General features: G+C 74.3%; 26 protein-coding genes. 7 read left to right on the forward strand and 19 right to left on the reverse strand.

Going from position 1 to position 25,183, the window contains the following annotated elements; genetic code table 11:
* Window positions 1–39: 39 nt before the first annotated feature.
* The 8 genes from QE405_RS11510 to QE405_RS11545 are packed head-to-tail and all read right to left on the reverse strand — an operon-like array spanning window position 40 to window position 8,137.
* A complete protein-coding gene (locus QE405_RS11510; RefSeq protein ID WP_307200815.1) occupies window positions 40–951 on the reverse strand; it encodes a sugar phosphate isomerase/epimerase family protein in 912 nt (303 codons plus the stop codon).
* Window positions 948–2,153, reverse strand: a complete 1,206-nt coding sequence (locus QE405_RS11515; protein WP_307200817.1) for a dihydrodipicolinate synthase family protein — start codon at window positions 2,151–2,153, stop codon at window positions 948–950. Before QE405_RS11515 ends, QE405_RS11510 begins: the two co-directional genes overlap by 4 nt.
* Entirely contained in the window at window positions 2,150–3,298 is a 1,149-nt protein-coding gene (locus tag QE405_RS11520) for a Gfo/Idh/MocA family protein (protein ID WP_307200819.1), read from the reverse strand. Before QE405_RS11520 ends, QE405_RS11515 begins: the two co-directional genes overlap by 4 nt.
* Before the next feature lie 31 nt (window positions 3,299–3,329).
* A complete protein-coding gene (locus QE405_RS11525; protein WP_307200821.1) occupies window positions 3,330–4,082 on the reverse strand; it encodes an ABC transporter ATP-binding protein in 753 nt (250 codons plus the stop codon).
* Window positions 4,075–4,851: an ABC transporter ATP-binding protein gene (locus QE405_RS11530; RefSeq protein WP_307200823.1), complete on the reverse strand. Its 777-nt coding sequence runs from the start codon at window positions 4,849–4,851 to the stop codon at window positions 4,075–4,077. The genes QE405_RS11525 and QE405_RS11530 overlap by 8 nt, the downstream gene beginning before the upstream one ends.
* The gene (locus QE405_RS11535) at window positions 4,848–6,011 is read right to left on the reverse strand and encodes a branched-chain amino acid ABC transporter permease (protein ID WP_307200825.1); all 1,164 of its coding nucleotides are present in this window, start codon (window positions 6,009–6,011) and stop codon (window positions 4,848–4,850) included. The genes QE405_RS11530 and QE405_RS11535 overlap by 4 nt, the downstream gene beginning before the upstream one ends.
* Window positions 5,995–6,879, reverse strand: a complete 885-nt coding sequence (locus QE405_RS11540) for a branched-chain amino acid ABC transporter permease (RefSeq protein WP_307200827.1) — start codon at window positions 6,877–6,879, stop codon at window positions 5,995–5,997. Before QE405_RS11540 ends, QE405_RS11535 begins: the two co-directional genes overlap by 17 nt.
* Before the next feature lie 7 nt (window positions 6,880–6,886).
* Window positions 6,887–8,137, reverse strand: a complete 1,251-nt coding sequence (locus QE405_RS11545) for an amino acid ABC transporter substrate-binding protein (protein WP_307200829.1) — start codon at window positions 8,135–8,137, stop codon at window positions 6,887–6,889.
* A gap of 126 nt (window positions 8,138–8,263) precedes the next feature.
* Here QE405_RS11545 and QE405_RS11550 point away from each other — a divergent pair, with 126 nt between their 5' ends.
* On the forward strand, window positions 8,264–9,319 hold the full coding sequence (locus tag QE405_RS11550; RefSeq protein WP_307200831.1) for a LacI family DNA-binding transcriptional regulator: 1,056 nt from the start codon (window positions 8,264–8,266) through the stop codon (window positions 9,317–9,319).
* Here the strand turns inward: QE405_RS11550 and QE405_RS11555 are convergent.
* A complete protein-coding gene (locus QE405_RS11555; protein WP_307200834.1) occupies window positions 9,309–9,893 on the reverse strand; it encodes a TetR family transcriptional regulator in 585 nt (194 codons plus the stop codon). The genes QE405_RS11550 and QE405_RS11555 overlap by 11 nt on opposite strands.
* A gap of 94 nt (window positions 9,894–9,987) precedes the next feature.
* On the opposite strand from QE405_RS11555, the gene QE405_RS11560 reads away from it, so the two are divergent.
* The 3 genes from QE405_RS11560 to QE405_RS11570 are packed head-to-tail and all read left to right on the forward strand — an operon-like array spanning window position 9,988 to window position 11,964.
* Window positions 9,988–10,605, forward strand: a complete 618-nt coding sequence (locus QE405_RS11560; protein ID WP_307200836.1) for a biotin transporter BioY — start codon at window positions 9,988–9,990, stop codon at window positions 10,603–10,605.
* Between the two features lie 31 nt (window positions 10,606–10,636).
* Window positions 10,637–11,356 carry an energy-coupling factor ABC transporter ATP-binding protein gene (locus QE405_RS11565; protein ID WP_307200838.1) on the forward strand — a complete coding sequence of 240 codons (720 nt, stop codon included), beginning with the start codon at window positions 10,637–10,639 and terminating at the stop codon, window positions 11,354–11,356.
* Complete coding sequence (locus tag QE405_RS11570; protein ID WP_307200839.1) at window positions 11,353–11,964, forward strand: energy-coupling factor transporter transmembrane component T family protein; 612 nt, start codon at window positions 11,353–11,355, stop codon at window positions 11,962–11,964. Before QE405_RS11565 ends, QE405_RS11570 begins: the two co-directional genes overlap by 4 nt.
* Before the next feature lie 4 nt (window positions 11,965–11,968).
* Here QE405_RS11570 and QE405_RS11575 read toward each other — a convergent pair whose 3' ends face one another.
* The gene (locus QE405_RS11575; protein ID WP_307200841.1) at window positions 11,969–12,517 is read right to left on the reverse strand and encodes an NADPH-dependent FMN reductase; all 549 of its coding nucleotides are present in this window, start codon (window positions 12,515–12,517) and stop codon (window positions 11,969–11,971) included.
* A gap of 117 nt (window positions 12,518–12,634) precedes the next feature.
* On the opposite strand from QE405_RS11575, the gene QE405_RS11580 reads away from it, so the two are divergent.
* Window positions 12,635–13,267 (forward strand): TetR/AcrR family transcriptional regulator, encoded by a 633-nt coding sequence (locus tag QE405_RS11580; RefSeq protein WP_307200843.1) that lies wholly within the window; start codon window positions 12,635–12,637, stop codon window positions 13,265–13,267.
* Here QE405_RS11580 and QE405_RS11585 read toward each other — a convergent pair.
* From QE405_RS11585 to QE405_RS11620, 8 genes are all read right to left on the reverse strand, one after another.
* Entirely contained in the window at window positions 13,251–13,838 is a 588-nt protein-coding gene (locus tag QE405_RS11585) for an NUDIX hydrolase family protein (protein WP_307200845.1), read from the reverse strand. The genes QE405_RS11580 and QE405_RS11585 overlap by 17 nt on opposite strands.
* Window positions 13,839–13,892: 54 nt before the next feature.
* Window positions 13,893–15,518 (reverse strand): citramalate synthase, encoded by a 1,626-nt coding sequence (gene cimA / locus QE405_RS11590; protein WP_307200847.1) that lies wholly within the window; start codon window positions 15,516–15,518, stop codon window positions 13,893–13,895.
* A gap of 231 nt (window positions 15,519–15,749) precedes the next feature.
* Window positions 15,750–17,549 (reverse strand): serine/threonine-protein kinase, encoded by a 1,800-nt coding sequence (locus QE405_RS11595; protein ID WP_307200848.1) that lies wholly within the window; start codon window positions 17,547–17,549, stop codon window positions 15,750–15,752.
* A 38-nt stretch (window positions 17,550–17,587) separates the two neighbouring features.
* The gene (locus QE405_RS11600) at window positions 17,588–17,992 is read right to left on the reverse strand and encodes an MmcQ/YjbR family DNA-binding protein (RefSeq protein WP_307200851.1); all 405 of its coding nucleotides are present in this window, start codon (window positions 17,990–17,992) and stop codon (window positions 17,588–17,590) included.
* Complete coding sequence (locus tag QE405_RS11605) at window positions 17,989–19,521, reverse strand: M16 family metallopeptidase (RefSeq protein WP_307200853.1); 1,533 nt, start codon at window positions 19,519–19,521, stop codon at window positions 17,989–17,991. Before QE405_RS11605 ends, QE405_RS11600 begins: the two co-directional genes overlap by 4 nt.
* A 13-nt stretch (window positions 19,522–19,534) precedes the next feature.
* Window positions 19,535–20,620, reverse strand: a complete 1,086-nt coding sequence (locus tag QE405_RS11610; RefSeq protein WP_307200855.1) for a branched-chain amino acid aminotransferase — start codon at window positions 20,618–20,620, stop codon at window positions 19,535–19,537.
* Window positions 20,621–20,742: 122 nt separating this feature from the next.
* A complete protein-coding gene (locus QE405_RS11615) occupies window positions 20,743–21,825 on the reverse strand; it encodes a 3-isopropylmalate dehydrogenase (RefSeq protein ID WP_307200859.1) in 1,083 nt (360 codons plus the stop codon).
* 11 nt (window positions 21,826–21,836) lie between these two features.
* A complete protein-coding gene (locus QE405_RS11620) occupies window positions 21,837–21,962 on the reverse strand; it encodes a hypothetical protein (RefSeq protein WP_307200860.1) in 126 nt (41 codons plus the stop codon).
* Window positions 21,963–22,406: 444 nt separating this feature from the next.
* Between QE405_RS11620 and QE405_RS11625 the strand changes: the two genes are divergently transcribed.
* The gene (locus QE405_RS11625) at window positions 22,407–22,973 is read left to right on the forward strand and encodes an O-methyltransferase (RefSeq protein ID WP_307200861.1); all 567 of its coding nucleotides are present in this window, start codon (window positions 22,407–22,409) and stop codon (window positions 22,971–22,973) included.
* On the opposite strand, the gene yczE is transcribed toward QE405_RS11625, so the two are convergent.
* Window positions 22,947–23,621, reverse strand: a complete 675-nt coding sequence (gene yczE, locus QE405_RS11630; protein WP_307200863.1) for a membrane protein YczE — start codon at window positions 23,619–23,621, stop codon at window positions 22,947–22,949. The genes QE405_RS11625 and yczE overlap by 27 nt on opposite strands.
* Window positions 23,622–23,683: 62 nt before the next feature.
* Between yczE and yczR the strand changes: the two genes are divergently transcribed.
* Window positions 23,684–25,183 carry a MocR-like transcription factor YczR gene (gene yczR, locus QE405_RS11635; RefSeq protein ID WP_307200865.1) on the forward strand — a complete coding sequence of 500 codons (1,500 nt, stop codon included), beginning with the start codon at window positions 23,684–23,686 and terminating at the stop codon, window positions 25,181–25,183.

The following is a 25,183-nucleotide window of genomic DNA, read 5'->3' on the forward strand; positions in this document are numbered from 1 at the left end:
ACCGCCGGGCCGCGGCGGCCCGGCGTAAGGAGCAGCGCGCTACAGGTGCGGGGCGACCAGCTCCACGTGCCGTCGCGCCAGCGTGGCGACGACCTCGGCGCCCGGGGCGGCCCAGACGTCGGCGTTGAAGACCTCGACCTCGACGTCGCCCGTGTAGCCCGCGGCAGCCACGGCGGCCGTGAAGGCGCCGAGGTCGACGTGCCCGTCACCGGGCATGCCCCGCGACAGCAGGGCGTCGGGCGGGAGCGGCGTGATCCAGTCCGCGACCTGGTAGGAGGCGATGCGCTCCCCCGCCCGGGCCACCTGCGCGAGCACGTCGGGCTCCCACCACAGGTGGAAGGTGTCGACGACGACCCCCACGGCCTCCGCCGGGTGCTGCTCGGCGAGGTCGAGCGCCTGCGCGAGCGTCGAGACGACGCCGCGGTCGGCGGCGTAGATGGGGTGCATGGGCTCGATCCCGAGCCGTACGCCGCGGGCGAGCGCCTCCGGCACGAGGGCCGCGACGGCCTCGGCGGCCCGGGCACGCGCACCGGGCAGGTCCCGGTCGCCGGGGGGCAGCCCGCCGGGCACCAGCACCAGCACCGGCGCCCCCAGCGCCGCCGCCTCGTCGAGCGCACGGAGGTTCTCGTCGTGCGCCTCGCGCGCCCTCGCCGCGGGGCCGGTGAAGAAGCCGCCGCGGCACAGCGACGACACGCGCAGCCCGGCGTCGCGCACGAGGCGCACCGCGGTCTCCAGGCCGACCTCGGCGACCGGCTCCCGCCAGACGCCCAGGGCCGGGAGACCGGCGGCGACGCAGCCGTCGACGGCCTCCTCGAGGGACCACTCCGCCGTCGTGCGCTGGTTGAGCGAGAGGCGCGCCAGCCGCGGGTCTCCGGGCTCGGGCGTCGGCACGCGCGCCGGGGCTCCGCTCGGCTGGTCGACGACGACCCGCTCGGCGGCGGGGGCGCTCACGCGTCGACCCCGACCGTGCGCAGGTAGGCACCCCACCGCGCGGCGGCGAGGTCCGGGTCGCGCAGCAGGCCCGCCGCGTCGGCGAGCTCGACGACGCGGCCGAGGTGGACGGCGTCCCGGCCGGCGTGCAGCCCGCCGACCATCGTGGACCCCCGCTGGTGGCCGTTGAGCCAGGCCAGGAAGGCGATGCCCGTCTTGTAGTGGAACGTCGGCGCCTCGAACAGGTGGCGCGACAACGGCAGGGTCGGGGCCATGGCCGCGTCGTACCCCGCCGTATCGCCGGCGTCGAGCGCCGCCAGGGCCGCCGACGCCGCCGGCGCGACGGCGGCGAACGCGCCGAGCAGAGCGTCGGAGTGGTGGGTGCCGTCCCCGCGGATGAGCTCGGGGTAGTTGAAGTCGTCCCCCGTGTAGAGCCGCACCCCCGCGGGCAGCGCCGCCCGCAGGCCGCGCTCGTGCTCGGCCGAGAGGAGCGAGACCTTCACGCCGTCGATCCGGTCCGCGTGCTCGTGGACCAGCGCGAGGAAGGTCGCCGTCGCCTCGGCGACGTCGGTGCTCCCCCAGTAGCCCCGCAACCGGGGGTCGAAGGCCTCGCCCAGCCAGTGCAGCACGACGGGCTCCGCGACCTGGCCGAGCACGGCGCCGTAGACCTGCGCGTAGTCGTCCGCGTCCCGCGCGACGGCGGCCAGCCGCCGCGACGCCATGACGATCACCTGCGAGCCGCAGCCCTCGACGAAGGCGACCTGCTCCAGGTACGCCGCGAGCACGTCGTCGAGCGTCGCGAGGTCGTCGCGGTGGTCGGTGCCGGCGCCCGAGGCGATCCGTGCCCCGACGCTGCGCGCCTGCTCGGCGGACCGTCGTACCAGCTCCTGCGTGCCCGCCCAGTCGAGGCCCATGCCGCGCTGCGCGGTGTCCATGGCCTCGGCGACGCCGAAGCCGTAGCGGAACAGCTCGTGGCGGAAGGCGAGCGTGGCGTCCCAGTCGATCGCCGCGGGCGCCCCCGGGGTGTTGTCCCCGAACGGGTCGGCCGCGACGTGGGCGGCGGCGAACACCGCGCGCGACGCGTACGTCCCCGGGTGGTCGGCCCACTCCCCCGGCGCACCGAGGGTCAGCGGGGTGAGCGAGCCGTCCCGGCGCGGGAGGAGGACGCGGGGTCCCCCGGATCCGACCGTCCGCTCCGCCGTCGCCACCGCCGTCGTGCTCACGACGTCCTCGTCTCGAGGACCACGCGCCGACCTTCGGCCGACGAGGTCAGGCCGGCGTCGACCAGCTCGAGCCCCCGCACGGCCGACATGAAGTCCCAGGGGTGGGGCCGGCCGTGGTGCACGTCCGCGAGGTAGGCCTCCCACTGCGCGCGGAAGCCGTTGGAGAACTGCTGGTTGTCGGGCACCTCGTCCCACTGCGCGCGGAAGTCGAGGTCGGTGGGCAGGTCGGGGTTCCAGACCGGCTTGGGGGTGCGCTCGCGCGGCTGGATGCGGCAGCCGAAGAGACCGGCGACCGCGGACCCGTGCGTGCCGTCGACGTGGAGCTCGACGAGCTCCTTGCGCTCGACGCGCGTCGCCCACGACGAGTTCATCGACACGATCGTGTCGCCGATCTCGAAGAGCCCGTACGCCGCGTCGTCCGCCGTGGCGTCGTAGCGGCGGCCCTGCTCGTCCCAGCGCTCGGGGATGTGGGTGACGGCCTTGGCCATCACCGCGTCGACGCGACCGAAGAGGTGCTCGAAGACGTAGTTCCAGTGGCAGAACATGTCGAGCACCATCCCGCCGCCGTCCTGGGCACGGTAGTTCCAGCTGGGTCGCTGGGCGGGCTGCCAGTCGCCCTCGAACACCCAGTAGCCGAACTCGCCGCGGACCGAGAGGACCCGGCCGAAGAACCCGCCGTCGATGAGCCGCTTCAGCTTGACGAAGCCCGGCAGGAAGATCTTGTCGTGCACGACGCCGTTGACGGTGCCGGCGGCGGCCCCGGCCTCGGCGATCTCGAGGCCCTCGTCGACGCTCTCCGCAAGCGGCTTCTCGGTGTAGACGTGCTTGCCGGCGGACAACGCCTTGAGGATGGCCTTCTTCCGCTCGACGGTGACCTGGGCGTCGAAGTAGATGGTAGCCGTGTCGTCGGCCAGCGCCTCGTCGAGGTCGGTGGTCCAGTCGGCGACGTCGTGCTGCGCGGCGAGGGCCTGCAGCTTCTCCGCGCTGCGCCCGACGAGCACGGGCTCGACCTGGATGCGGTCGCCGTCGGGCAGCAGGACGCCGCCGTCGTCGCGGATGGCGAGGATGGAGCGCAGGAGGTGCTGCCGGTAGCCCATGCGGCCGGTGACGCCGTTCATGATGATGCGGCGGGTGTGGACGGTCATGTCGTTCGTTCTCCGATCGGAGCGGGGAGGGTCAGGGGCCGGCGGCGACCGCGGGGCGTCCGCCGAGGTAGAGCTCGGCGAGGCGCGGGTCGGCCAGCAGGTCGGGGGCGGGCCCCGTGATGTGGACGGTGCCGAGGTCGAGGACGCAGCCGATGTCGGCGGTCTCGAGGGCGCGGCGGGCGTTCTGCTCGACGATGAGCACGGCGATGCCGGCGTCGCGCATGCGCACGACCTGCTCGAACATCGTGGAGGTGCGCTTCGGGTCGAGGCCCATGCTGGGCTCGTCGAGCAGCACCACCTTGGGGCTGACCATGAGCGAGCGGGCGAACTCGACCTGCTTCTGCTGGCCGCCCGAGAGGGCTCCGGCGAGGTCGTCCCAACGCTCGGCCACGATGGGGAACAGCGTCTTGACGAAGTCGACGCGCTCCGCGACGAGGGCCTTGTCGCGCACCGTGTAGGCGCCCAGCCCGACGTTCTCGGCGACGGTCATCTCCTTGAAGACGGAGTGGCCCTGGAGCACGTGGGAGAGACCGGCACGGATCATGTCCTGCGGGCCGTTGCGGGTGACGTCCTGGCCGTCGACCAGGATCCGGCCCGACCGGGGCGTGAGCATGCCGCTCGCGACCTTGAGCACGGTGGACTTGCCGGCGCCGTTGGGACCGACGAGGCACACGATGCTCGCGGCGGGCACCCGCACGGTGAGGCCGCGGAGCACGAGGGCGGCCCGGCCGTAGCCGGCCTCGACGTCGATCAGCTCGAGCAGCGGGCGGGGGGCGTCAGACACCAAGGTAGGCCTCCAGGACTCGGGGGTCGTGCTGGACGACGGAGGGCGGGCCCTCCGCGATGGGGCGACCACGGTCGAAGACGACGACGTGGTCGGACAGGCTCATGACCATGTCCATGTTGTGCTCGACGATGACGAAGGTGCGGCCCTCCGCGTTGAGCTCCCGCACGAGGGTGCCGATGCGCCCGACGAGCGCCGGGTTCACGCCGCCGGCGGGCTCGTCGAGCATGATCGTGTCGGGGTCGACCATGAGCACCCCGGCCAGCTCGAGCAGCTTCTGCTGGCCGTAGGAGATGTCACGGGCCTCGGACTGCTCGAGGTGGTCGATGCCCACCCGGCGCAGCAGCTCCCGCGCCTTCGCGATGTCGCCGTCGTTGCGTGCGCCGGCGAGCCGGTGGAGCACCGACGGCGAGCGCACGCCGACGAGCATGTTCTCCAGCACCGTCAGCCGCGGGAAGATGCGGCACAGCTGGAAGCTGCGCCCGATGCCGGCGGCCGCGATGCGGTGCGGCGGCTTGGCCGTGATGTCGCGGCCGTCCAGCGTCACCGTGCCGGCGTCGGGCTTGATCATGCCGGTCACGCAGTTGAAGAACGTGGTCTTGCCGGAGCCGTTGGGGCCGATGAGCGCGTTGATCCTGCCGCGGTGGAACGTGACGTCGGCGCCGTCGATCGCACGCACCCCGCCGAAGCTCTTCGTGAGGCCCCGGGTGGCCAGCGACGGCACGAACGCGCCGGGGGCTCCCGCGGGACTGGTGACGGTCTCGGTCATCGCTTCTCCTCCGTGGACGGGACGGTCTCGAGGTCGCGCTCGTGCGGCGCCGCGGCCGGGGCCGCCTGACTCCGCTCGAGCCGCTGGTTGTGCTCGAGGAGCTCCTCCGCCGTCATCTCCCGGATCGACGTGCGCTGGTCGGGGCGGAACCGGTCGACCAGCGACCCGATGGCGGGGAGCACGCCGTCGGGCATGAAGAGCACGACGACCGCGAGCAGCAGGCCGAGGGCGACGAGGTGGAACTGCGAGTCGCCGTAGTGCACCTTGAAGAACTCCAGCGAGTAGCCGACGACGACCGCGCCCAGCACCGGCCCGAAGAGGCTGCGGATGCCGCCCAGCAGGCTCATCAGCACCATGTAGGAGCCGATGAGGATCGAGAACTGGAAGATCGGGTCGAGGTAGCCGAACCACAGCGCGTAGAGGCCGCCCGCCATGGCCGTCATGAAGGCGGAGATGACGAAGACGGTCAGCTTGTAGGCCCCGGTGGGCACCCCGAGCGCCTGGGCCTTGTCCTCGTCCTCGCGGATGGCCTTGAGCCCCATGCCGAAGCGCGAGCGGTCGATGGCCCACCACAGCAGGAGCGCCACCGCCACGAAGGCGACGTGGAGGTAGAAGAACCGCTCGTGCTGCTCGGGGCGGAGCACGTCCGCACCGAACGGGCGCGGCACCCGCAGGCCCTGGGCGCCGCCGGTGAGCGAGGCCCACGACTGCGCGACCAGCAGGAGGATCAGCACGAGCGCGATCGAGACGATGACGAAGGACGCGCCCCGCACCCGCAGCGACGCGATGCCGATCGGCACGGCGAGCACGCCGACGACGAGCGCGCCGGCGACCAGTGCGATCCAGGGGTTGAGGTCGGCCCGCGTGATGAGGAGGGCCGTGGCGTAGCCGCCGAGACCCGAGTACGCCGCGTGGCCGAGCGAGATGTAGCCGGTGAAGCCACCCACGAAGTTCCACGAGACCGCGAGGGCCGCGTAGCTGGCGATGACGACGCCCACCGACAGGATGAACGGGTCGGCCGCCATCGACGGGAAGGCCAGGACGAGGACCGCCACCGCCGCCAGCACGACGACGCGCGCGCCGAGCAGGACCCGGTCGAACGTGGACCGGCCGGTGCCGGTGGTGGCGGTGCCGGTGGTGGTGTCAGAAGCGCTGGGCAAGACGACCTCCGAAGAAACCCTGGGGGCGGACGAGGAGCGTGGCGAAGAGCGCGACGTAGAAGACCGTCTGCGCCCACGTGGTGCCCATCGGGATCTGCAGCAGGCTCTGGCCGACGCCGAGGATGAGGGCGGCGATGGCGGCGCCGGGGATGCTGCCCAGGCCGCCGACGACGATGATCGCCATCAGGGGGCCGATCCAGTGCCAGTGCAGCGACGGGTAGATCGTCGAGTCCAGCGCGAGGGCGGTGCCGCCGACGGCGGCGGTGGCGAGCCCGAGCCCGAACCCGAAGCCCGCGATGCGGTCGGTGTCGATGCCGAGCAGGCGGGCGGCCTCGGGGTGCTGGATCGTCGCGCGCAGCGCCTGGCCGAACCGGGTCATCTTCAGCAGCAGGAACAGGCCGGCGAGGGCGGCGGCGGCGAGGCCGAAGGCGATGAGCTTGACCACCGCCACGTGCGCACCGAGGACCTCGATGCTCGAGCCCGAGTAGCCGAGGTTGATGCGCCGTTGGGTGCCGGAGAAGAAGAAGCCCAGCAGGCCCTCGATCGTGAGGGCGATCGCGAAGGTGAGGAGCACCGACATCATCGTCAGCGTCGCGGGCCGCAGGCGGGCCACGAGACCGCGCTGCATGACGTACCCGACGCCGAAGAACAGCGGCACCGTCACCAGCAGCGACAGGAGCGGGTCGAGGCCGGTCTCGCGGTGGAAGAACCACGCGAGGTACGCCGCGAGGATGAGGAACGCCGAGTGGGCGATCATCACGACCCGCATCACGCCGAAGTAGAGGGTGAGACCGGCGGCCAGCAGGGCGTAGAGACCGCCGAGCAGGACGCCGAGGATCAGGGTCTGGAGGAGGAGCGATCCGGACACGCGCGCCTCACCACGCCGGCTTCGGGTAGACGAACTCCGCCTCGGCCAGGTCGCCCGGCAGCACGATGCGGATCTCGCCGTCGACGTACTGCTGGATGAGGTGCGCGCTCTCGGGACGCCCCTGGGCGTCCCAGCTGAGCGGTCCGACCACGGTCGGGACCTCGTTGTCGCGCAGCCAGTCGATGAGCTGCTGCTGGCAGTCGGCCGAGGGGTCGGCGCAGCCGACGGCCTCGACGGCCGCCGCGACGACCTCGCCCGTCGTCCAGGCGTTGGCCTCGTCCTCGCTCGGTGCGTGGCCGTGCTTCTCGGTGAAGAACTCGACGAACTCCTGGTTCTCCGCGAACTGCGCCTCGGGCGTGTAGCCGGTCGGCGAGACGATGCCGTCGACCTTCTCGCCGATGGCGGACGGGAACTCGGGGTTCGTCGGAGCGGTCGAGAACGCCGCCAGGTCGGGCTGGTAGCCGAGCTGCTGCAGCGCGACGATGAGGTTGACCGCGTCCTGGTACTGCGTGCCGCCGACCACGATGTCGGCGTCCGAGTCCGCGATCTGCGCCGCGATGTTCGAGAAGTCGGTCGTGTTGGGCGGGTAGACCTCGTCGACCACGGTCTCGACGCCGGCCGCCGCCAGCTTGTCCCGCAGCCCGTAGGCCGTGCCCTGCGCGAAGGGGTCGTCCATGGTCGCGTACGCCGCGGTCCGGGGCCGCTGGTCCTCCGGCATCGCGAGGATCTGCTCCGCCAGCAGGTTGTAGTGGTCGTCGGCGACGGCCGGGGCGGCGTAGAAGAGGTTGTCGAAGCCCTGCTCGAACACCTCGTCGGCGGCGCCGGCCGGCTCGACGAACAGGAAGCCGTAGTCCTGCGCGACCTGGGCGGCCGGGACGACGAGCCGGGTGGAGAACGGCCCGAAGATCAGGTCGGCGCCCTCCTGGTTGATGAGCCGCTCGTAGTCCGAGGCGACGCGGTCCGCGTTCGACTGGTCGTCGAGGATCACGAGCCGCACGTCCTTGCCCAGCAGGCCGCCGGTCTCGTTGACGTGCTCCGCCCAGGCCTCGTAGCCGCGCTGGACGCCCTTGCCGGGCTCGCTGAAGTCGCCGGTCAGCGGCAGGGAGATGCCGATGACGATCTCGTCGTCGTCGGCGTCGCCCGATCCGCTGTCCAGGCCGCAGGCGGCGAGCGTCGACGCGAGTACGACGCAGGTGGCGGCGACCCCCGTGCGCCGCAGGTGCGCACGGGCGGGTCGCCTCGTCGGTCCAAGCCTCATGGTGGTGAGCCCTTCGTCGATGAAAGCGCTTACGTAAGCGCTTACGGTAAACTAGGCGGGGCCGCGTGCCTGTGGCAAGGGTCACACCGCAGAATTCTCGGCACGCAGCACGAGAGGAGCAGGGCGATGGCGGCAACGGAGGGCGGACCACGGCTCATCGACGTCGCGCGCGCCGCGGGCGTCTCGATCGCCACGGCCTCGCGGGCACTGGCGGGGACCCCGGGCGTGCGGCCGGCGGTCGCCGAGGCCGTGCGGCGCCAGGCCGACGAGCTGGGGTACGTCGCGAACGTCCACGCCCGCACGCTCGCCGGGGGCCACAGCCGCACCGTGGGCCTCGTCGTCCACGAGATCGGCGACCCCTACTTCTCCGAGATCGCGAGCGGCCTCCTGCGGCTCGCCGACACCGAGGGCCTCTCGCTGCAGATCTGCCACACCGGCCGCGACCCCGGGGCCGAGCTGCGCCAGATCCGCACCCTGGTGGCCCACCGGGTCGCCGCGATCGTCGTCGCGGGTTCCGGCTTCGTCGACGCCGCCGTCGAGGAGCCCGCGCGCCGCGAGCTCGAGCGCTACGCCGCGAACGGCGGTCGTGTCGCCGTCATCGGGCGCCACCACCTGGGGGCCGACGCCGTGCTCCCGCCCAACGAGGAGGGTGGGCGGGCGGTCGCCGAGCACCTGCTCGCGCTGGGCCACCGGCAGATCGCCGTCATCACCGGCTCCCCCGTGCTCACCACCGTCGCCGACCGGCTCGCCGGGGTGCACGCCGCGCTCGCCGACGCCGGTCTCGACCCGGCCGCCGCGCCGGTGGTGGAGGGACCCTTCACCCGGGACGGCGGCCGCGAGTGCGCCCGGCGGGTGCTGGCCGAGCACCCGGGGACCACCGCGATCCTGGCCCTCAACGACGACATGGCGATCGGCTGCCTCTCGGTGCTGCGCGAGGCGGGGGTCGCGGTGCCCGACCGGATGGCCGTCACCGGCTTCGACGACGTCGCCGTCGCCGTCGACCTCAACCCGTCGCTCACCACGTTCCGCCTGCCCATGGCACAGATGGGCGAGGCCGCCCTCACCCTGGCGCTCAAGGAGCCGACGTCGCGGCCCCGCCGCCACCACGTGGTCGGCGAGCTGGTCGTGCGCGGGTCGACCGCCGTCACGGCTCCGGCGGCGGCCGGAGCGGCTACGCCCTGACGCGTGCCCGCAGCCCGTCGAGGATGATCCCGAGCCCGACGGCGAAGTCGGCGCCACCGCGCGGGAGGTCCTCGATCGCGCCGGCGCTGGCGGCCTGGAGCTGGGTCTGCTCGTCGGTGGCGTGCCCGAAGACGAAGTGGAGCAGCGTGCGCGCCCCGATCTCGGGCAGCTCGTGCCGCTCGACCCCGGTGTCCGCGCCGGGGGCGCGGCGCAGCGCGGCGACGAGGGCCTCGTACGGCGTCGACGCACCGAGGCCGAAGGACCACACCGTCGCCACCAGCTCCGCGCCGTCGCGGTAGGCCAGCGTGGCGTCGCGCACCCAGGCACAGATGCCCGCGACCTGCTCGTCCCACGGCGCGTCGGGAGCGGTCGGCAGGAGCGTGCGCTCCAGGATCTCGTCGGCGACCGCCGCGAGGAGGGCCTGCTTGCTCGGGAAGTGGTGGTAGAGCGCGCTCGGCTGCACGCCCAGCTCGGTGCCGAGGCGACGCATCGACAGGTCGGCGAGGCCGAACCGGTCCAGCACCTCGACGGCGCGGGCGACGACCGTCTCGCGGTGGTAGCGCACTGCTGCCATCTCTCCCCCTCGGTTGACCGGACTGCGGGTCGACCCTAACCTGAACGCCGTTCACCTGGCCACGGGCCGGGTCAGGAGCCCCAGGAGCACGCCCATGACGACCGACGCCGCGACGAACGCCGACGCGACCCACGAGTCCGCCCGGACACCGCGGGGCACCGCGACCGACCTCGCCCTCATCGCCGCGTTCGCCGCCCTCATCGCGGCCCTCACCTACCTCGGCGCGATCCCGGTCGGCGGCGCCGGCGTGCCGGTCACGCTGCAGACCTTCGGCGTGATGCTGGCCGGCTGCCTCCTCGGCCCGGTCCGCGGCCTCCTCGCGGTGCTGCTCTACCTGGGCCTCGGCTTCGTCGGCCTCCCCGTCTTCGCGGAGCACACCGGGGGCATCGGCGTGCTCTCCCAGCCCAGCGCGGGCTACCTGCTCTCCTTCCCGCTGGCCGCCCTGGTCGGCGGGCTCCTGGTGACGTACGCCGCGGGGAACGCCGGCAAGACCCGCGCGCTCGTCGTGTTCGCGTGCTCGCTGGCCGCGAGCGTCCTCGTCATCCACCCGATGGGCATCGTCGGCCTCATGGTCCAGCTCGACATGACCTTCGTCGAGGCCTTCAAGATCGACGTGGTCTACTGGATCGGCGACCTGCTGAAGACCGCGCTCGTCGCGCTCATCGCCGCCGAGGTGCACCGGGCCTTCCCGCGTCTCCTCCGCGGTCGCTGACGGCCGGGCCGAACGGGAGGGAGCGACCGCGGTGGCGCTGATCCGGCTCGACGCCGCGGGCGTGACGGTGCCGGGCCCGCCCGCCGAGCGCACGATCCTCGCGCCCACGTCGCTGGAGCTGACGGAACGTCGCATCGGCGTGGTCGGCGGGAACGGTTCGGGCAAGTCGACCCTCGTGCGGCTGCTCAACGGGCTCGTCGCCCCGACCACGGGGCGGGTGCTCCTCGACGACCTGGACGTCGCCCGCCGCGGCGCGGCGGTGCGGCGGCGGGTGGGGTTCTGCTTCACCGATCCCGCGGCCCAGCTCGTGATGCCGACCTGCGTCGAGGACGTCGAGCTCTCCCTCCGGCGCACCGTCCGCGACCGCGCCGCCCGACGGGCCGCGGCGATGGACGTGCTCGACCGCTTCGGCCTCGCTCACCTCGCCGACGTCAGCGTCCACGCGCTCTCCGGCGGTCAGCGCCAGCTGCTCGCGCTCGCCGGGGTGCTCGCCACCGGGCCCGACGTGCTCGTCACCGACGAGCCGACGACCCTCCTCGACCTGCGCAACACCCGACTGGTGGCGACGACCCTGTTCGACCTCGACGTGCAGCTCGTGCTCGTCACCCACGACCTCGACCTCGCCGCCCGCTGCGAGCGCGTGCTCGTGGTCGAGGACGGCGCCGTCGTGGCGGACGGGCCGGCCGAGGCGTCGATCGCGGCGTACGTCGCGTCGGTCGAGGCGGGCGAGGTCGGCGGGTCCGGCCGGTGAGCCGCGGGATCGCCGTCGGTCTCTACCAGCCGGGCGCGACGCCGCTGCACCGCCTGCCCCCCGGGCCGAAGGTGGTGGGCCTGGCCGTCGCCAGCGTCACCATCGTCGCGGTGCGCAGCATGCCGGCGTCCTTCGGCTTCCTCGCCGTTGCGCTGGGCCTCGCGCTCCTGACCGGGGTGAGCCTGCGCCTGCTGGTGCGCAGCACGCGACCGGTGCTCGTCGCCGCCGTCGTCGTCGCCGCCTTCCAGTGGTGGTTCTACGGCCGGGACAAGGCGATCGAGACGCTGGTCGACCTCGTCGCGCTCGCCGTGCTGGCGCTGTGCCTCACGGCGAGCACACCGGTCAACGCGATGCTCGACGCGGTCGTGCGCTGGCTCGGGCCGTTCCGGCGGTTCGGCGTCGTGCCGGAGCGCGTCTCCCTCGCGTTCGCGCTCGCCATCGCCGCCCTGCCGGGCATGGTCGAGCTGGCCCTCGAGACGCGTGATGCCGCCCGGGCCCGGGGGCTCGGACGGCATCCACGCAGCTATCTCACGCCGTTCGTCGTGCGGGTCGTCGGCCGCGCCCAGGAGACGGGGGACGCGCTCCAGGCCCGCGGCCTCGGCGACTGAGCACTCAGGCGACGGCGGCCGCGGGAGCGTTCTCGACGAGCTCGGTCAGCACGGCCAGCGCGTCGACGACGAGCTGGTCGTCCCCCGACAGGTCCGGGGTCGTCGGCGTGGCCGACAGCCCCTTCTCGACGACGAGCCCGCCGGCGATCACGGCGGACTTGCGGGCCTCGTCGTGGGCCCACACGCCGCCGTACCGGCCGAAGGAGGCGCCGACGACGGCGAACGGCTTGTCCTTGATGGCGCCGGCCGCGTAGGGCCGCGAGGCCCAGTCGATGACGTTGGCGAGCACGGCGGGCATGCGGCCGTTGTACTCCGGCGTCACGAAGAGCACGCGGTCGGCGGCGGCGATGCGCTCGCGGACGCGCTGCACGGCCTCCGGCGCACCGGCGGCGTCGACGTCGTCGTCGTAGAACGGCAGGTCGCCGAGGCCGTCGACGATGTCGACCTCGACGCCCTCGGGGGCGCGGTCGCGGAGCGCCTCGGCCAGGCGGCGGTTGACGGAGCCGGTGCGGACGCTGCCGACGAGGGCGGCGACGCGGACGGGAGCGGTCATGGTGGTCCTCCAGGGGACGCGAGTCGGTGGGTGAGGTCTGGCGCAATGAACGGACCACGGTCCGATTCCATTCCGGACCATAGTCCGCATCAGGTCGCGTCGTCTACCCTGGACCCCGTGACCCCGCACTCCGCGCCCGTCGGGCACCCCGACCCGGTCCTGGCGCTGCTGCCCATGGCCGAGGCGCCGCGCGTGCGGTCGGACGCGGCGCGCAACCGCGACACCCTGCTCTGCACCGCGGCGCGGATGGTCGCCGAGGAGGGCGCGGCCGCCGTGACGATGGACCGGCTCGCCGCCGAGGCGTGCGTCGGCAAGGGCACGATCTTCCGGCGCTTCGGCAACCGGGCCGGCCTGATGACGGCGCTGCTCGACGGGTCGGAGGCCGACTTCCAGGCGCGCGTCATGCGCGGCGAGCCGCCCCTCGGTCCGGGCGCCCCGCCCTACGAGCGCCTCATCGCCTTCGGCGTCGCCCGGTTCCAGGAGAGCGTCCAGCGGATCGACCTGCTGGAGGCTGCGGGCGGCGGGCGGTCGCACGCGGCGTACAGCTTCGGGCTGCTGCACGTGCGGCACCTGCTCGCGGAGCTCGGCGTCCAGGGCGACCTGCCCCTGCTCGCCGCCGCCGTGCTCGCGCCGCTCGAGGTGCCGCTGCTGCGCGCCCAGCTGGAGGTGCAGCACCTCCCCGTGGAGCGCCTCACGGCCGCCTGGATCGACGTGGCGAGCCGCGTCGTGGGGGTCAGCCCAGCGCGTTGAGGTGGGCGAGCGCCTGCGTGAGCAGCACGCCGCGACCGCCCTCCATGTCGGCGAGCACCTCGGGGGCCAGGGCCTCCGCGGGCGTCAGCCACGTCAGCTCCAGCGCGTCCTGGCGCGGCTGGCAGTCGCCCGTCACCGACACGACGTAGACCAGCGACACCGCGTGCTGGCGCGGGTCGTGCAGGGCGGTGACGCCGGGGAGCGGGAGGTACTCCGCCACGGTGAACGGCACCGGGCTCGCGGGGATGCGCGGGAACGCCGCGGGACCGAGGTCCTTCTCCAGGTTGCGCAGCAGCGCGCGGCGCACCGTCTCGCCGAGCAGCACGCGCCCGGAGACGAAGCTGCGCGACATGCGGCCGTCCATCGAGCCCCGCAGCAGCAGCCCGACCTTCTCCACCTGGCCGAGGTGGTCGACCCGCACGGGGACGGCCTCGACGTAGAGGATCGGCACGCGTCCACGGGTCTCCGCGAGCCCCTCCTGCGACAGCCAGCCGGGCGATGCCTGGGCATCGACACCGAAGACCTCGGGGGTGGGCTCTCGCTCGGGTTCGTGGGCACCGAAGAGGGTCATGCGCGCATCCTGCCAGCCCCCCGGTCGCGCCGTGCGCGCAGGCGGGGTGGAGGCTCAGCCGACCGGGCGCACGCCCCCGCGGTGGAGCCCGAAGGTCACGCCGTCGAGCAGCGCTCCCCAGGAGGCCTCGACGACGTTGGCGCCGACGCCCACCGTGACCCACGAGGACTCGCCGTCGCTCGTCTCGATGAGCACGCGGGTGATCGCATCGGTGCCGAGCCCCTGGTCGAGGATCCGGACCTTGTAGTCGATGAGGCGGAACCGGCCGACCTCCGGGTAGGCCTGGCCCATCGCGGTGCGCAGCGCCTGGTCGAGGGCGTTGACGGGGCCGTTGCCCTCGCCGGTCACCACGATGCGCGTGCCGTCGGCGTGCAGCTTGACCGTCGCCTCCGACAGGGCCTCTCCCCCGGCGCGGCTCTCCGTGATGACGCGCCACGACTCGACGTCGACGTAGGCCGGCCGCCGGCCGCTCACCTCCTCCACCAGCATGAGCTCGAAGGAGGCGTCGGCGGCCTCGAACGTGTAGCCGCGCGACTCGAGGATCTTCACGCGCTCGGTGATGCGGGTGACCAGCTCCTTGCCCTCCGGGCTGTCCACCGAGAGGTCGTAGCCCAGCTCCCGCCCCTTGAGCTCGATCGACGCGCGGCCGGCCATGTCGGACACGAGGAGCCGCATGTCGTTGCCCACGCCGGCGGGGTCCATGTGCTGGTAGAGGTCGGGGTCGACCTTGATGGCACTGGCGTGGAGCCCCGCCTTGTGGGCGAAGGCCGACGTGCCGACGTAGGGCTGGCGGGAGGCGGGCGGCACGTTCGTCACCTCGGCGACGGCGTGGGCGATGCGGGTGGCCTCGGCGAGCGCCCCCGGCGGCAGCACCGGGCGCTCCAGCTTCAGCTCGAGGGCCGCGACCACGGCGACGAGGTCGGCGTTGCCGGTGCGCTCGCCGTACCCGTTGATGCAGCCCTGCACGTGCGTCGCGCCGGCCTGCACCGCGGCCACCGAGTTCGCGACCGCGCAACCGGTGTCGTTGTGCGCGTGGATGCCGACCCGGCCCCCGGTCGTCGCGACGACGTCCGCGACGATCTCGCCCACCCACGGCGGCAGCATCCCGCCGTTGGTGTCGCAGAGCGCCACGAGCTCCGCGCCCGCCTCGAACGCCGCCCCGAGCACGTCGAGGGCGTAGGAGCGGTTGCGGCGGTAGCCGTCGAAGAAGTGCTCGGCGTCGACGAAGACCTCGAGGCCCTCGCCGCGCAGGTGGGCGACGGTGTCGCGCACCATGGCGAGGTTCTCGGCGAGGGTCGTGCGCAGCGCCAGCTCGACGTGCCGGTCGTGGGACTTGGCGACGAGACAGGCCGTGCCCGCCCCCGAGTCCCGCAGCGCGGCGACCAGCGGGTCGTCCGCGGCGGCGACGCCGGCGCGCCGCGTCGACCCGAACGCCGCGAGCCGGGCGTGCTTGAGGTCGAGCTCGGTGCGGGCGCGGCGGAAGAACTCGGTGTCCTTCGGGTTCGCGCCGGGCCACCCGCCCTCGACGTACCCGACCCCCAGCTCGTCGATCAGCCGCGCGATGGCGAGCTTGTCCCCGACGGACAGGTTGAGGCCCTCCTGCTGCGCACCGTCGCGCAGCGTCGTGTCGTAGACGTGGAACGCGCCCTGGAGGTCGAGGGGCTGCTCGGCGATGCTCATCGGGGATCCTTCTCGGCGGGGGTACGACGGGGCTGAGGACGGACTCCGACGCACCGTCCCGGCGGGTCCCGGGCACAAAAAAACCTCTCGGGTGAACGAGAGGTCGGCGCGCCCGGAGCTCCGGACGCGCTACGTAATGCCGATCAGACCAGCGACGACAGCACGGTGCACCAGGCCAGTGTGGCACGCGTCGCGCGATCGGCGCCAGCGTCGCCGACGCTGCCGAGGCCGTCAGCGCCAGAAGAGCACGGCGTCGCGCACGTCGTCCCAGAGCGCGTCCGGCGCCGGCGGCGTCGCGGGCGCGTCCTGGGCCGGGGCCCACGAGACGCCCTGCGCGTCGGCGGCGAGCGCCGTGCCGCCGGCCGTCGCGGCCAGGAGCGCGGCGAACACGAGCCACAGCAGCGCGGGGTCGGCGACCGGGTCGACGACGGCGTGCACGGGGCCCCGCAGCCGGGAGCTGCCCGGCCCGGTCCACAGCGCGACGGCGAGGACACCGGCACCGAGGGCCAGGCAGACCGTCGTCGTGAGGCCCAGCGCGAGGGCCAGGAGCCCGGCGCTCAGCGCGAGCAGCACGCCCCAGAGCACGAGGGCGACCGAGCCGAGGAACGAGAGCAGGAGGAACCACGGGAACCCGAGCACCGCCAGCGGGCCGTCGCTCCAGTGCGCACGCCCCCGTCGCTCCCGCCGCTCGCGCCGCGTGCTGGCGCCCAGCGACGCGGCGCGGAGCACGCAGACGAGGACCGCCACGACGCCCGCGGTCACCCACGGCGCGAGCATGCCGGCCGCCGTCACGCACGACCCGAGGAGCAGCACCAGCACGCCCGAGCGGAACCGGGCGCCCGCGCCCCGCCGGGGCGCCGGTGCCGGCCAGGGCGGCGGGTACGCCGCACGCGGGTCCCGCTGCGGGACCTGCTGCGGGAGCTGCTGCGGCGGGGGGTAAGGCGGCTGCACCGGAGGCGCCACCGGCCGCGCGACCGGCCGCGGCGGCGGGGACGGCGGCGGGGACGGCGGCGGGGGCGGCTGCTGGTAGGGCTCGCGCTCCGGCGGCATGACCCGCGTGCCGCCCTCGAGCGGCGGGTCCTCGATGGCCGGGAGCACGGCGGTGGCGGCACCGGCGGCGGCCAGGTCCGTCTCGTCGGCCCCCGCTCCGGCCCCCGCTCCCGTCCCCGCCGCAGCCCCCGTCAGGGCCACGCGGGCCCGGGTCGCGCCGTCCAGGCTGTCGGGGTCGATCCAGGCGCGGAGCTCGGTGAGGGTCGGGCGGCGACGGGGGTCGGGGTCGAGGGCACGCTCGAGGGGCCCGCGCAGCCGGGCCGGCACGCCCTCGAGGTCGTGCTCCCCGCGGCGTACCCGGTCCATGACCGCCATCGCCGGACCGCGGCCGAACGGGGCGCGCCCGAGCGCGGCGAACGCGATGGTCGAGGCGAGCGCGTGCACGTCGGCGGCCGGCGATGCGTCCTCGCCGTGGAGGATCTCGGGCGCGAGGTAGCCGGGCGTGCCGAGCAGCCAGCCCGTGTGGGTCAGGCGCGGGTCGTCGGCGACCCGGGCGAGCCCGAAGTCGATGAGGATCGGGTTGCGGCCCTCCATGAGCACGTTCGACGGCTTCACGTCGCGGTGCAGCACGCCGACCCGGTGCACCGCGTCGAGGGCGGCGCAGAGCTCGGAGGCGACGTGCACGATGTCGCGCTCGTCGATCGCCCCCTCCTCCTGCACGTGGTCGTGGAGGCTGAGGCCGGGCACGTAGCGGGTCGCGACGTAGGGGATCTCCGCCCAGGGGTCGGCGTCCATGATCTCGGCGACGCGCCGGCTGCGCACACGGCTCAGCGAGTTCACCTCGCGCGCGAGCCGCGCGCGGGCCTCGTCGTCGCCCACGACGTGCGGCCGCAGCACCTTGAGCGCGACCCGCGGACCGCCGGGCTTCTGCGCCAGGTGCACGACGCCCATGCCGCCCTCGCCCAGGCGGGTCAGCAGCCGGTACTCCCCCACGCGCAGCCCGGCGGGCGGGCGCTGCGGCTCGGGAGCGGTCGTCGACACGGCAGCGAATGTACCCGCGACGGGCCCCGCGAACCGCCTCAGGCGCGCGCGTCCAGCTCGGCGAGCGCGCGCTTCGGGGCGACGAGCCGGTACGACGCGTCCACCAGCTCGGCGACCTCGTCGAGGTCGACCAGGCCGGTGTCGAGGTCGATCCCCCGCCAGCCGGAGGAGGCCCAGTAGCGCGGGAGGAAGAACCGCCCGTCCTCGTCGAGGGCGGCGAGCTCGGACGGCTCGGCCTTGACCACCGCGGCCGCCGGGTGCGGGCGGCGCGACCCGTCGGCGAGCTTCTCCTCGCTGCCGAAGAGGCAGAAGATCTTGCCGACCCGGAAGGTCGGGCGGCCGTGGGAGACGACCTCCTCGGCCCGCGGGTAGGCCAGCGCCACCGCGCGCAGCCGTCCGAGCCACGGGTCGGCGTCGTCGAACATGATCGGGTGGGGCGTCACGCGCGACCCTCCGGCCGGCGCCCGAAGGCGGAGCGGCCACGGTCGGGCCAGGTCGCGTCGCGCACCACGGCGCGGGAGGCACCGGCGAGCACCGCGCCCACGAGCTCGTCGCCCCGGCGCCAGTCCGCCGGGTCGATGGTCCAGCCCCGCCCCCGCCGGTCGACGAGCTGGACCGCGCCGGCGGTGTCCCGGGCGACGACGACCACGTCGGCGAGGGGCAGCCACCGCAGGTCGTCACCGATCCGTCCCCACAGGTCGGCGCCGTCGACGGCCATGCGGGCACCACGGGCCTCGCGGCGCCCCCGGTGCCAGCGCAGCGATCGCGGGACCCGATGCGTCCGCGGCGCGGCGTGCCACGGCAGGCCCTCGTCGAGCTCGAGGCCCAGCACGGAGGCGCGGGACACCAGGTCCGGGCCCTCCTCGTGGACGACGACGAGCGTCCCCAGGGCCGCCGCCAGCATGCGGGACAGCCCCTCCACGGTGGCGGTGCGGGCGTGCGCGACCTCCTCGTCCGGCGTGCGCGGGGCGGCGCGGCCCAGCAGGGTCGCCTCCGCCCATGCGTCGAGCTGGTCCACCGGGTCCGACCACCAGTGCCGGCGGGCGGCGATCGTCGCCACGGCCTGGGCCAGCACCTCGGCGCGGATCCCCTGCTCGGCCAGCCGCCGCAGCGTAGAGACGACGGCGTCGACGGTCGCGGCGACGTCGTCGACGACGGGGTCGAGCACCAGGTCGAGCTGCACCTCGGCGGCACCGACGGGCGTCGCGTGGGTCTGCACGGTGTAGATCAGCGCGCGGGCGCCCCGCAGCTCGTCGTACAGCTCGCGCTCGAGGCACTCCCGCAGCACGGTGGCGTGCACGGCCGGCACCAGCAGCGAGGCGGCCACCCCGTTCTTCGGCGACTCCACCAGCGTCGGGACGCGCACCAGCGGCTCCGGCACGGTACGGCGCGGGCGCTGCCCCACGGGCAACCCGCCCGCGAGGTCCTCGGGCAGGGGCGCGGTCGAGGTCAGCACGGCGTTCCCCGCGACGAACCAGTGCCGCACCCAGTCCCGCACCTCGTCGACCGTGATCGACGGGAGGGCCGGCCAGCCGGCGCCCGTCACCCCGAGGCCGCCGAGACCGTAGCGGTAGGTGAGGAGCCCGGGATCGGCCGCGTCCCCGCCGGGCCGCTCCGCACGGATCACGTGGAGCTCGCGGACCAGGTCCTCGACCGTGAACCGGCAGTCCCGCACCGCGCCCGCGACGGCCTCGAGGAAGGCGGCGACCTCCTGCGGCGTACCGGCGGTGTAGAAGGTGACCGTGTCGGGGCCGGTGGCGCCGTTGGCGCGGTGGCCGACCTCACCGATCGTGCGGAAGAGCAGGTGCTCGGCGAGGTGCGTGATCCCCGCGAGGTGCGGCGGCTCGTCCGCCGCACCGACCCCGAAGGTCCAGGTGCCGACGACCGTCCCGGGCAGGTCGAGCCAGCGGGCACGCACCCCGGCCCGCTCGCCGTCGAACGGACCGGGAACGGTGACGGGCAGGAGCTCCATCGGGGGACCCGCGTCAGACGACGCGGTGCATCCAGCCGAACGTGTCCTCGGCGCGGCCGTACTGGATGTCCACGAGCGCCTGGCGGATCGTGGTCGTGACGGGGCCGCCCTCGGCGTCACCCGTGGCGGACGGCACCTCGCCACCGGCCCACTTGAGCGCACCGACGGGCGTGACGACCGCCGCCGTGCCGCAGGCGAAGACCTCGACGATGTCGCCGCTGGTGACACCGTCGCGCCACTCGTCGATCGTGAACTTCCGCTCGACGACCTGGTGGCCCAGCTTGCCGGCGAGCTCGATGATCGAGCTGCGGGTGATGCCCTCGAGGATCGTGCCGGTCTCCGGGGTGGAGATGGTGCCGTCGGCGTGCACGAAGTACATGTTCATGCCGCCGAGCTCCTCGACGTACCGCCCCTCCTGGGCGTCGAGGAAGACGACCTGGTCGCAGCCGTGCGCCGAGGCCTCCTGCTGGGCGACGAGCGAGCTGGCGTAGTTGCCGCCGGTCTTCGCCGCGCCCATGCCGCCGCGGCCCGCCCGCGTGTACTCCTCCGTCAGCCAGAGGCTGACGGGCTTCACGCCGCCGCGGAAGTAGGCCCCCGCCGGCGAGGCGATCACCATGTAGGTGACGTGCTGGGACGGCCGCACCCCGAGGAACGTCTCGGAGGCGAACATGAACGGTCGCAGGTAGAGGCTCTTCTCCCCCTCGGCGTCGGGCACCCAGCGCTCGTCGGCGCGCACGAGCGCGTCGACGGTCTCGACGAAGTCGGCGGGGTCGAGCACCGGCAGCGCGAGGCGCGCGGAGGAGCGCGCCATGCGCTCGGCGTTGGCCTCGGGACGGAACAGCCACACCGAGCCGTCGGCGTGCCGGTAGGCCTTCATGCCCTCGAAGATCTCCTGCGCGTAGTGCAGGACCGCGGTGGCGGGATCGAGCGTGAGCGGGCCGTAGGGCGTGATGCGGGCCGCGTGCCACCCCTCCTGGGGCGTCCACTCCACCGTGAGCATGTGGTCGGTGAAGTGCACGCCGAACCCCGGCGAGGCCAGGATCCCGGCCAGGCGCGCGTCGTCGACGGGGGTCGGGTTGGGGGTGGTGCTGATCTGCATGGGGGGCACGGTAGTCCACTCCTCGGGGGCGGGTGGCAGGTCGGTGGCGGGTCGGAAATGCGACGACGCCGGGCACACCCACGGGGTGCCCGGCGTCGTGACGAGTCGTCAGGGAGCGGGGCTCACCCGGCTACTCGCGCGGCGATGGCGTCGCCGACCGCGGCGGTACGGCGCGGCTCGGCGCCCGCGCGACCGGCGAGGTCCGCGATCACGGCCTCCTCGATCGTCGCGGCGGAGGCGTGGTGCCCGAGGTGGTCGAGCAGCAGCGCGGCGGACAGGATCGCCGCCGTGGGGTCGGCCTTCTGCTGGCCCGCGATGTCGGGCGCGGAGCCGTGCACGGGCTCGAACATCGACGGGGTCGTGCGGTCCGGGTTCACGTTGCCGGACGCGGCCAGGCCGATGCCACCGGTCACGGCAGCGGCCAGGTCGGTGATGATGTCGCCGAAGAGGTTGTCGGTGACGATCACGTCGAAGCGCGACGGGTCGGTCGTCATGAAGATGGTGGCCGCGTCGATGTGCAGGTAGTCGACGGTGACGTCCGGGTGCTCGGCGCCGACCTCCTTCACGATCCGGCTCCACACCGCACCGCCGTAGGTCAGCACGTTCGTCTTGTGGATGAGCGTGAGCTTCTTGCGGGGGCGGCGCTCGGCGCGGGCGAAGGCGTCCCGCACGACACGCTCCACGCCGAAGGCGGTGGTGATCGAGACCTCGGTGGCGGTCTCGGCGGGCGTGCCGACGCGGATGGCGCCGCCGTTGCCCGTGTAGGGACCCTCGGTGCCCTCGCGGACGACGACGAAGTCGACGTCGCCCGGGTCGGCCAGCGGCGAGGTCACGCCGGGGAAGATGCGCGAGGGTCGCAGGTTCACGTAGTGGTCGAGCTCGAAGCGCAGGCGCAGCAGCAGTCCACGCTCGAGGAGGCCGGGCGGCAGGTTGGGGTCACCGGGCTTGCCGCCCACGGCTCCGAGCAGGATCGCGTCGTGCGCACGGATCTCCTCCAGCACACCGTCCGGCAGCACCTCGCCGGTCGCGAGGTAGCGCTCCGCACCCAGGTCGTAGCGGGTGGGCTCGAACTTCACACCGGCAGGAGCGGCGACCTCGAGCACCTTGAGGGCCTCGGCGGTCACCTCCTGGCCGATGCCGTCGCCGGGGATGACGGCGAGCTTCAGCGAGCCGGGAGCGGCGGACGTCGTGGAGGAGTCGGTCATGGCGGGTGAGCCTAGTTGTCGTCGGGGCGGTCGCCGCGGGTGTCCCGCAGGTCGAGCGCCGCCTGCAGGGCCTCACGGCTGTGGGGGTTCTGCGGGTCGTGGCTGGCGGGTCCCCACTCGGGATACATGTCGTACATGGCTCGTCTCCTCTGGTCGCCGGGACCGGGTGGTCGCCGGGGGTGGTGAGTGTCGGTCGGTGCGGGTTGCAGCTGCGCTGCGTGTGCGACGCCCCGGGCGGGGCTGGGTCCGGACCGGGATCACCAGGAGGACTCGAGCGGGTCAGCGGATCGCGCGTGAGGTGCCGTGCGCCGCCGCGGGGTGTCGTGCCCGCATCGCGTGCGCTGGCTCAGGGGTGGGAGCGAGGAGCGGATGCGGGGATCCGATGAGGCCGGAGGGAGCACAACGCCGAACACCGCGGCGAGGTGGCCTCACCTTCAGTGGGCCTCGCCGCGGCGAACGATAAGTACGATCACGCTCCGCATGGTGCGACGACGGTACGCCGCGCCCGCAGCCCGCGGGAGACCCTGCGGCGAACCGTTCACCATCTGAGACGAGAGGCCCGGAATGGCAGACTCGGTCCTGTGAGTGCCCCGCCCGAGCTGCCCGACGTCGTCACCCGAGCCTTCGACGTGTCGCGGCGGGCGGGCTACGTCTCGTTCTGCCGGAACGAGACGGGGCGCCTGCTGGCGATGCTCGCGGCGACGCGCAGCGGCGTCATGGCCGAGTTCGGCACGGGCTGCGGGGTCGGCACCGCGTGGCTGCGCAGCGGCATGCGGGGCGACGCCCACATCCTGACGGCCGAGCTCGACGAGCGCCTCGCCGACGCGGCCGCCGAGATCTTCGTCGACGACCCCCAGGTCGAGGTGCTGGCCGCCGACTGGTCGACCCTCGGCGGCAAGGGCCCCTTCTCGCTGCTCTTCCTGGACTCCGGGGACCCGGCGTCGGTCGCCGTCGACAAGATCGCCGACCTCGTGGAGCCCGGCGGGATCGTCGTGCTCGACGACTTCGTGCCGTGCGAGCTGTGGCCGCCGATCACCTACGGCCGCGTGGACGTGCTCCGCGAGCAGTGGCTGACCGACGAGCGCTTCACCGCGGTCGAGGTGATGGTGGCCTCCGACGCCTCAGCGGTCGTCGCGACCCGCCGCTGACCCACCCAGGTCCACCGTGAAGAACGGCAGCATGGCCTGGGTCAGCGGACCGATCGCCAGCGCGTAGAGCAGGGTCCCCACCCCGACGATCCCGCCGAGGACGAGACCGCCCAGCACGACGGTCACCTCGATGCCGGTGCGGACCAGCCGGAGGGACAGCCCGGTCCGCCGCGCGAGCCCGGTCATGAGCCCGTCCCGGGGGCCGCGCCCCAGCTGGGCGCCGATGTAGAGCGCCGAGGCGAACCCGCACAGCAGCACCCCGCCCACCATGAGGGCGACGCGGTCCAGCGGGCCGTCCACCCGGCCCAGCAGGGCGATGGTGGCGTCCGCGCTGAGACCGAGCACGAAGGGGTTCGCCAGCGTGGCGAGCCCCGGGCGCTCCCGCAGCGGGACCCAGGCGAGCAGCACCACGAAGCTGGCGAGGATGAGCACCTGGCCCAGGCTCAGCGGGACGTGGGTGGCGATGCCGGAGTGCAGCACGTCCCAGGGCGCCAGCCCGACCGCGCCGCCGACCATCATGCCGAGCGAGACGCCGTAGCAGACCAGGCCGACCGTCATCTGCACCAGGCGGCGGGGCAGGTGGCCCGCGCGCAGCTGGGCGACGGGGCCGAGGTCCTGGAGGGTGCGGGAGGCGAGGGGCGTGCTCATGCGACAAGTCTCGACCCGCATTGGCCTTCTCATCCATAGCCACTTCTGGAAGAGTGGCCTGCATGAGCGCCACCGTGACCGCCTCGCGCATAGCCACCCTCGTCGACGGGTTCGACCGCTCCCCCGCGTACGAGGGTCTCGCCGCCGCCCTCCGGCTCGCGATCGGCGACGGTCGCGTGCCCTACGGCGCGCGGCTCCCCAGCGAGCGCGACCTCACGGGCGTGCTCGCCGTCTCCCGCACGACGGTGACGCGGGCCTACGCGCTGCTCGTCGAGCAGGGGTACGCCGCCGCCCGCCGTGGTGCCGGCACCTTCGCCCAGGTGCCGGGCGGGCCCGCACGCGCCCGCGACCGCGCGCTGACGCCACGCCCGACCCGCGTCGTACCGCGGGCCGACGGCCGGGGCGACGCCGGCGGTCTGGGCGACGACGACCTCGTCGACCTCGTCTGCGCCGCCTGCCCGGCGCCGCCGGGGATCGCGGAGGCGTACGCCGCGGCGGCGGACGAGCTGCCCGGCTACCTCGGCGGTCACGGCTACTTCCCCACCGCGCTGCCCCAGCTCGCGGAGGCGATCGCCGCCCGCTACGAGGCCGACGGGCTGCCGACGACGCCGGACCAGGTCGTCGTGACGGCCGGTGCCCTCGCCGGGACGGCCATCGCCGCCTCGGCCCTCGTCCGCACCGGTGACCGGGCCCTCGTCGACAACCCGGTCTACCCCAACGCCGTGCACGCGTTGCGCCGGGCCGGGGCCCGCATCGCCACCGCCCCCGTCGGCCGGGAGGGCTGGGACCTCGACGCCTACGTCGCGGCCGTCCGCCAGGCGGCGCCGCGGGTCGCCTACGTGATCCCCGACTTCCAGAACCCGACGGGCCACCTCCTCGGGGTCGACGACCGGGAGCGACTGGCCGACACGCTGCGTCGGGCCCACGTCGTGCCCCTCGTCGACGAGTCCCTGCGCCACCTCCGGCTCGACGTCGAGGCCACCGCGATGCCGCCGGCCTTCGCCTCCCTCGCCGCCGACGCCGTCAGCGTGGGCAGCGCCAGCAAGGTGCTGTGGGGCGGCCTCCGCCTCGGCTGGATGCGGCTGCCGAGCGCGTCCGTCGCCGCGACCGTCGAGGCCCGGCTCGGGCTCGACCTCGGCGCCCCCGTGCTCGAGCAGCTCGTGCTCGCCCGGCTCCTCGCCGACCCCACCGCCGAGGACGCCCAGCGGGAGCGCATGGGGTCCCAGCGGGACCACCTCGTCGCCGCCCTCCGCCGCCACCTCCCCTCCTGGCGCTTCGAGGTGCCGCGGGGCGGCCTCGTGCTGTGGTGCGAGCTGCCGGCTCCCGTCGCCAGCCGGCTCGCCGACGAGGCGGAGCGCCTGGGCGTGGCCATCGCCGCGGGGCCGCAGTTCGCCACCGGGGGCGGTCTCGACCGGTTCGTGCGGCTGCCGTGGACGCGCCCGCCGCACGAGCTCGACCTCGCCGTCGAGCGTCTCGCCGCCGCCTGGGACCGGGTCACCGGCGGGACCGACGGGTCCGCGAGGGGCCGGCGCAGCGGCGAGGGCACCGTGCTCGTGGCCTGA

This window comes from Nocardioides zeae, assembly GCF_030818655.1.
GTDB classification, from domain to species: Bacteria; Actinomycetota; Actinomycetes; order Propionibacteriales; family Nocardioidaceae; genus Nocardioides; species Nocardioides zeae_A.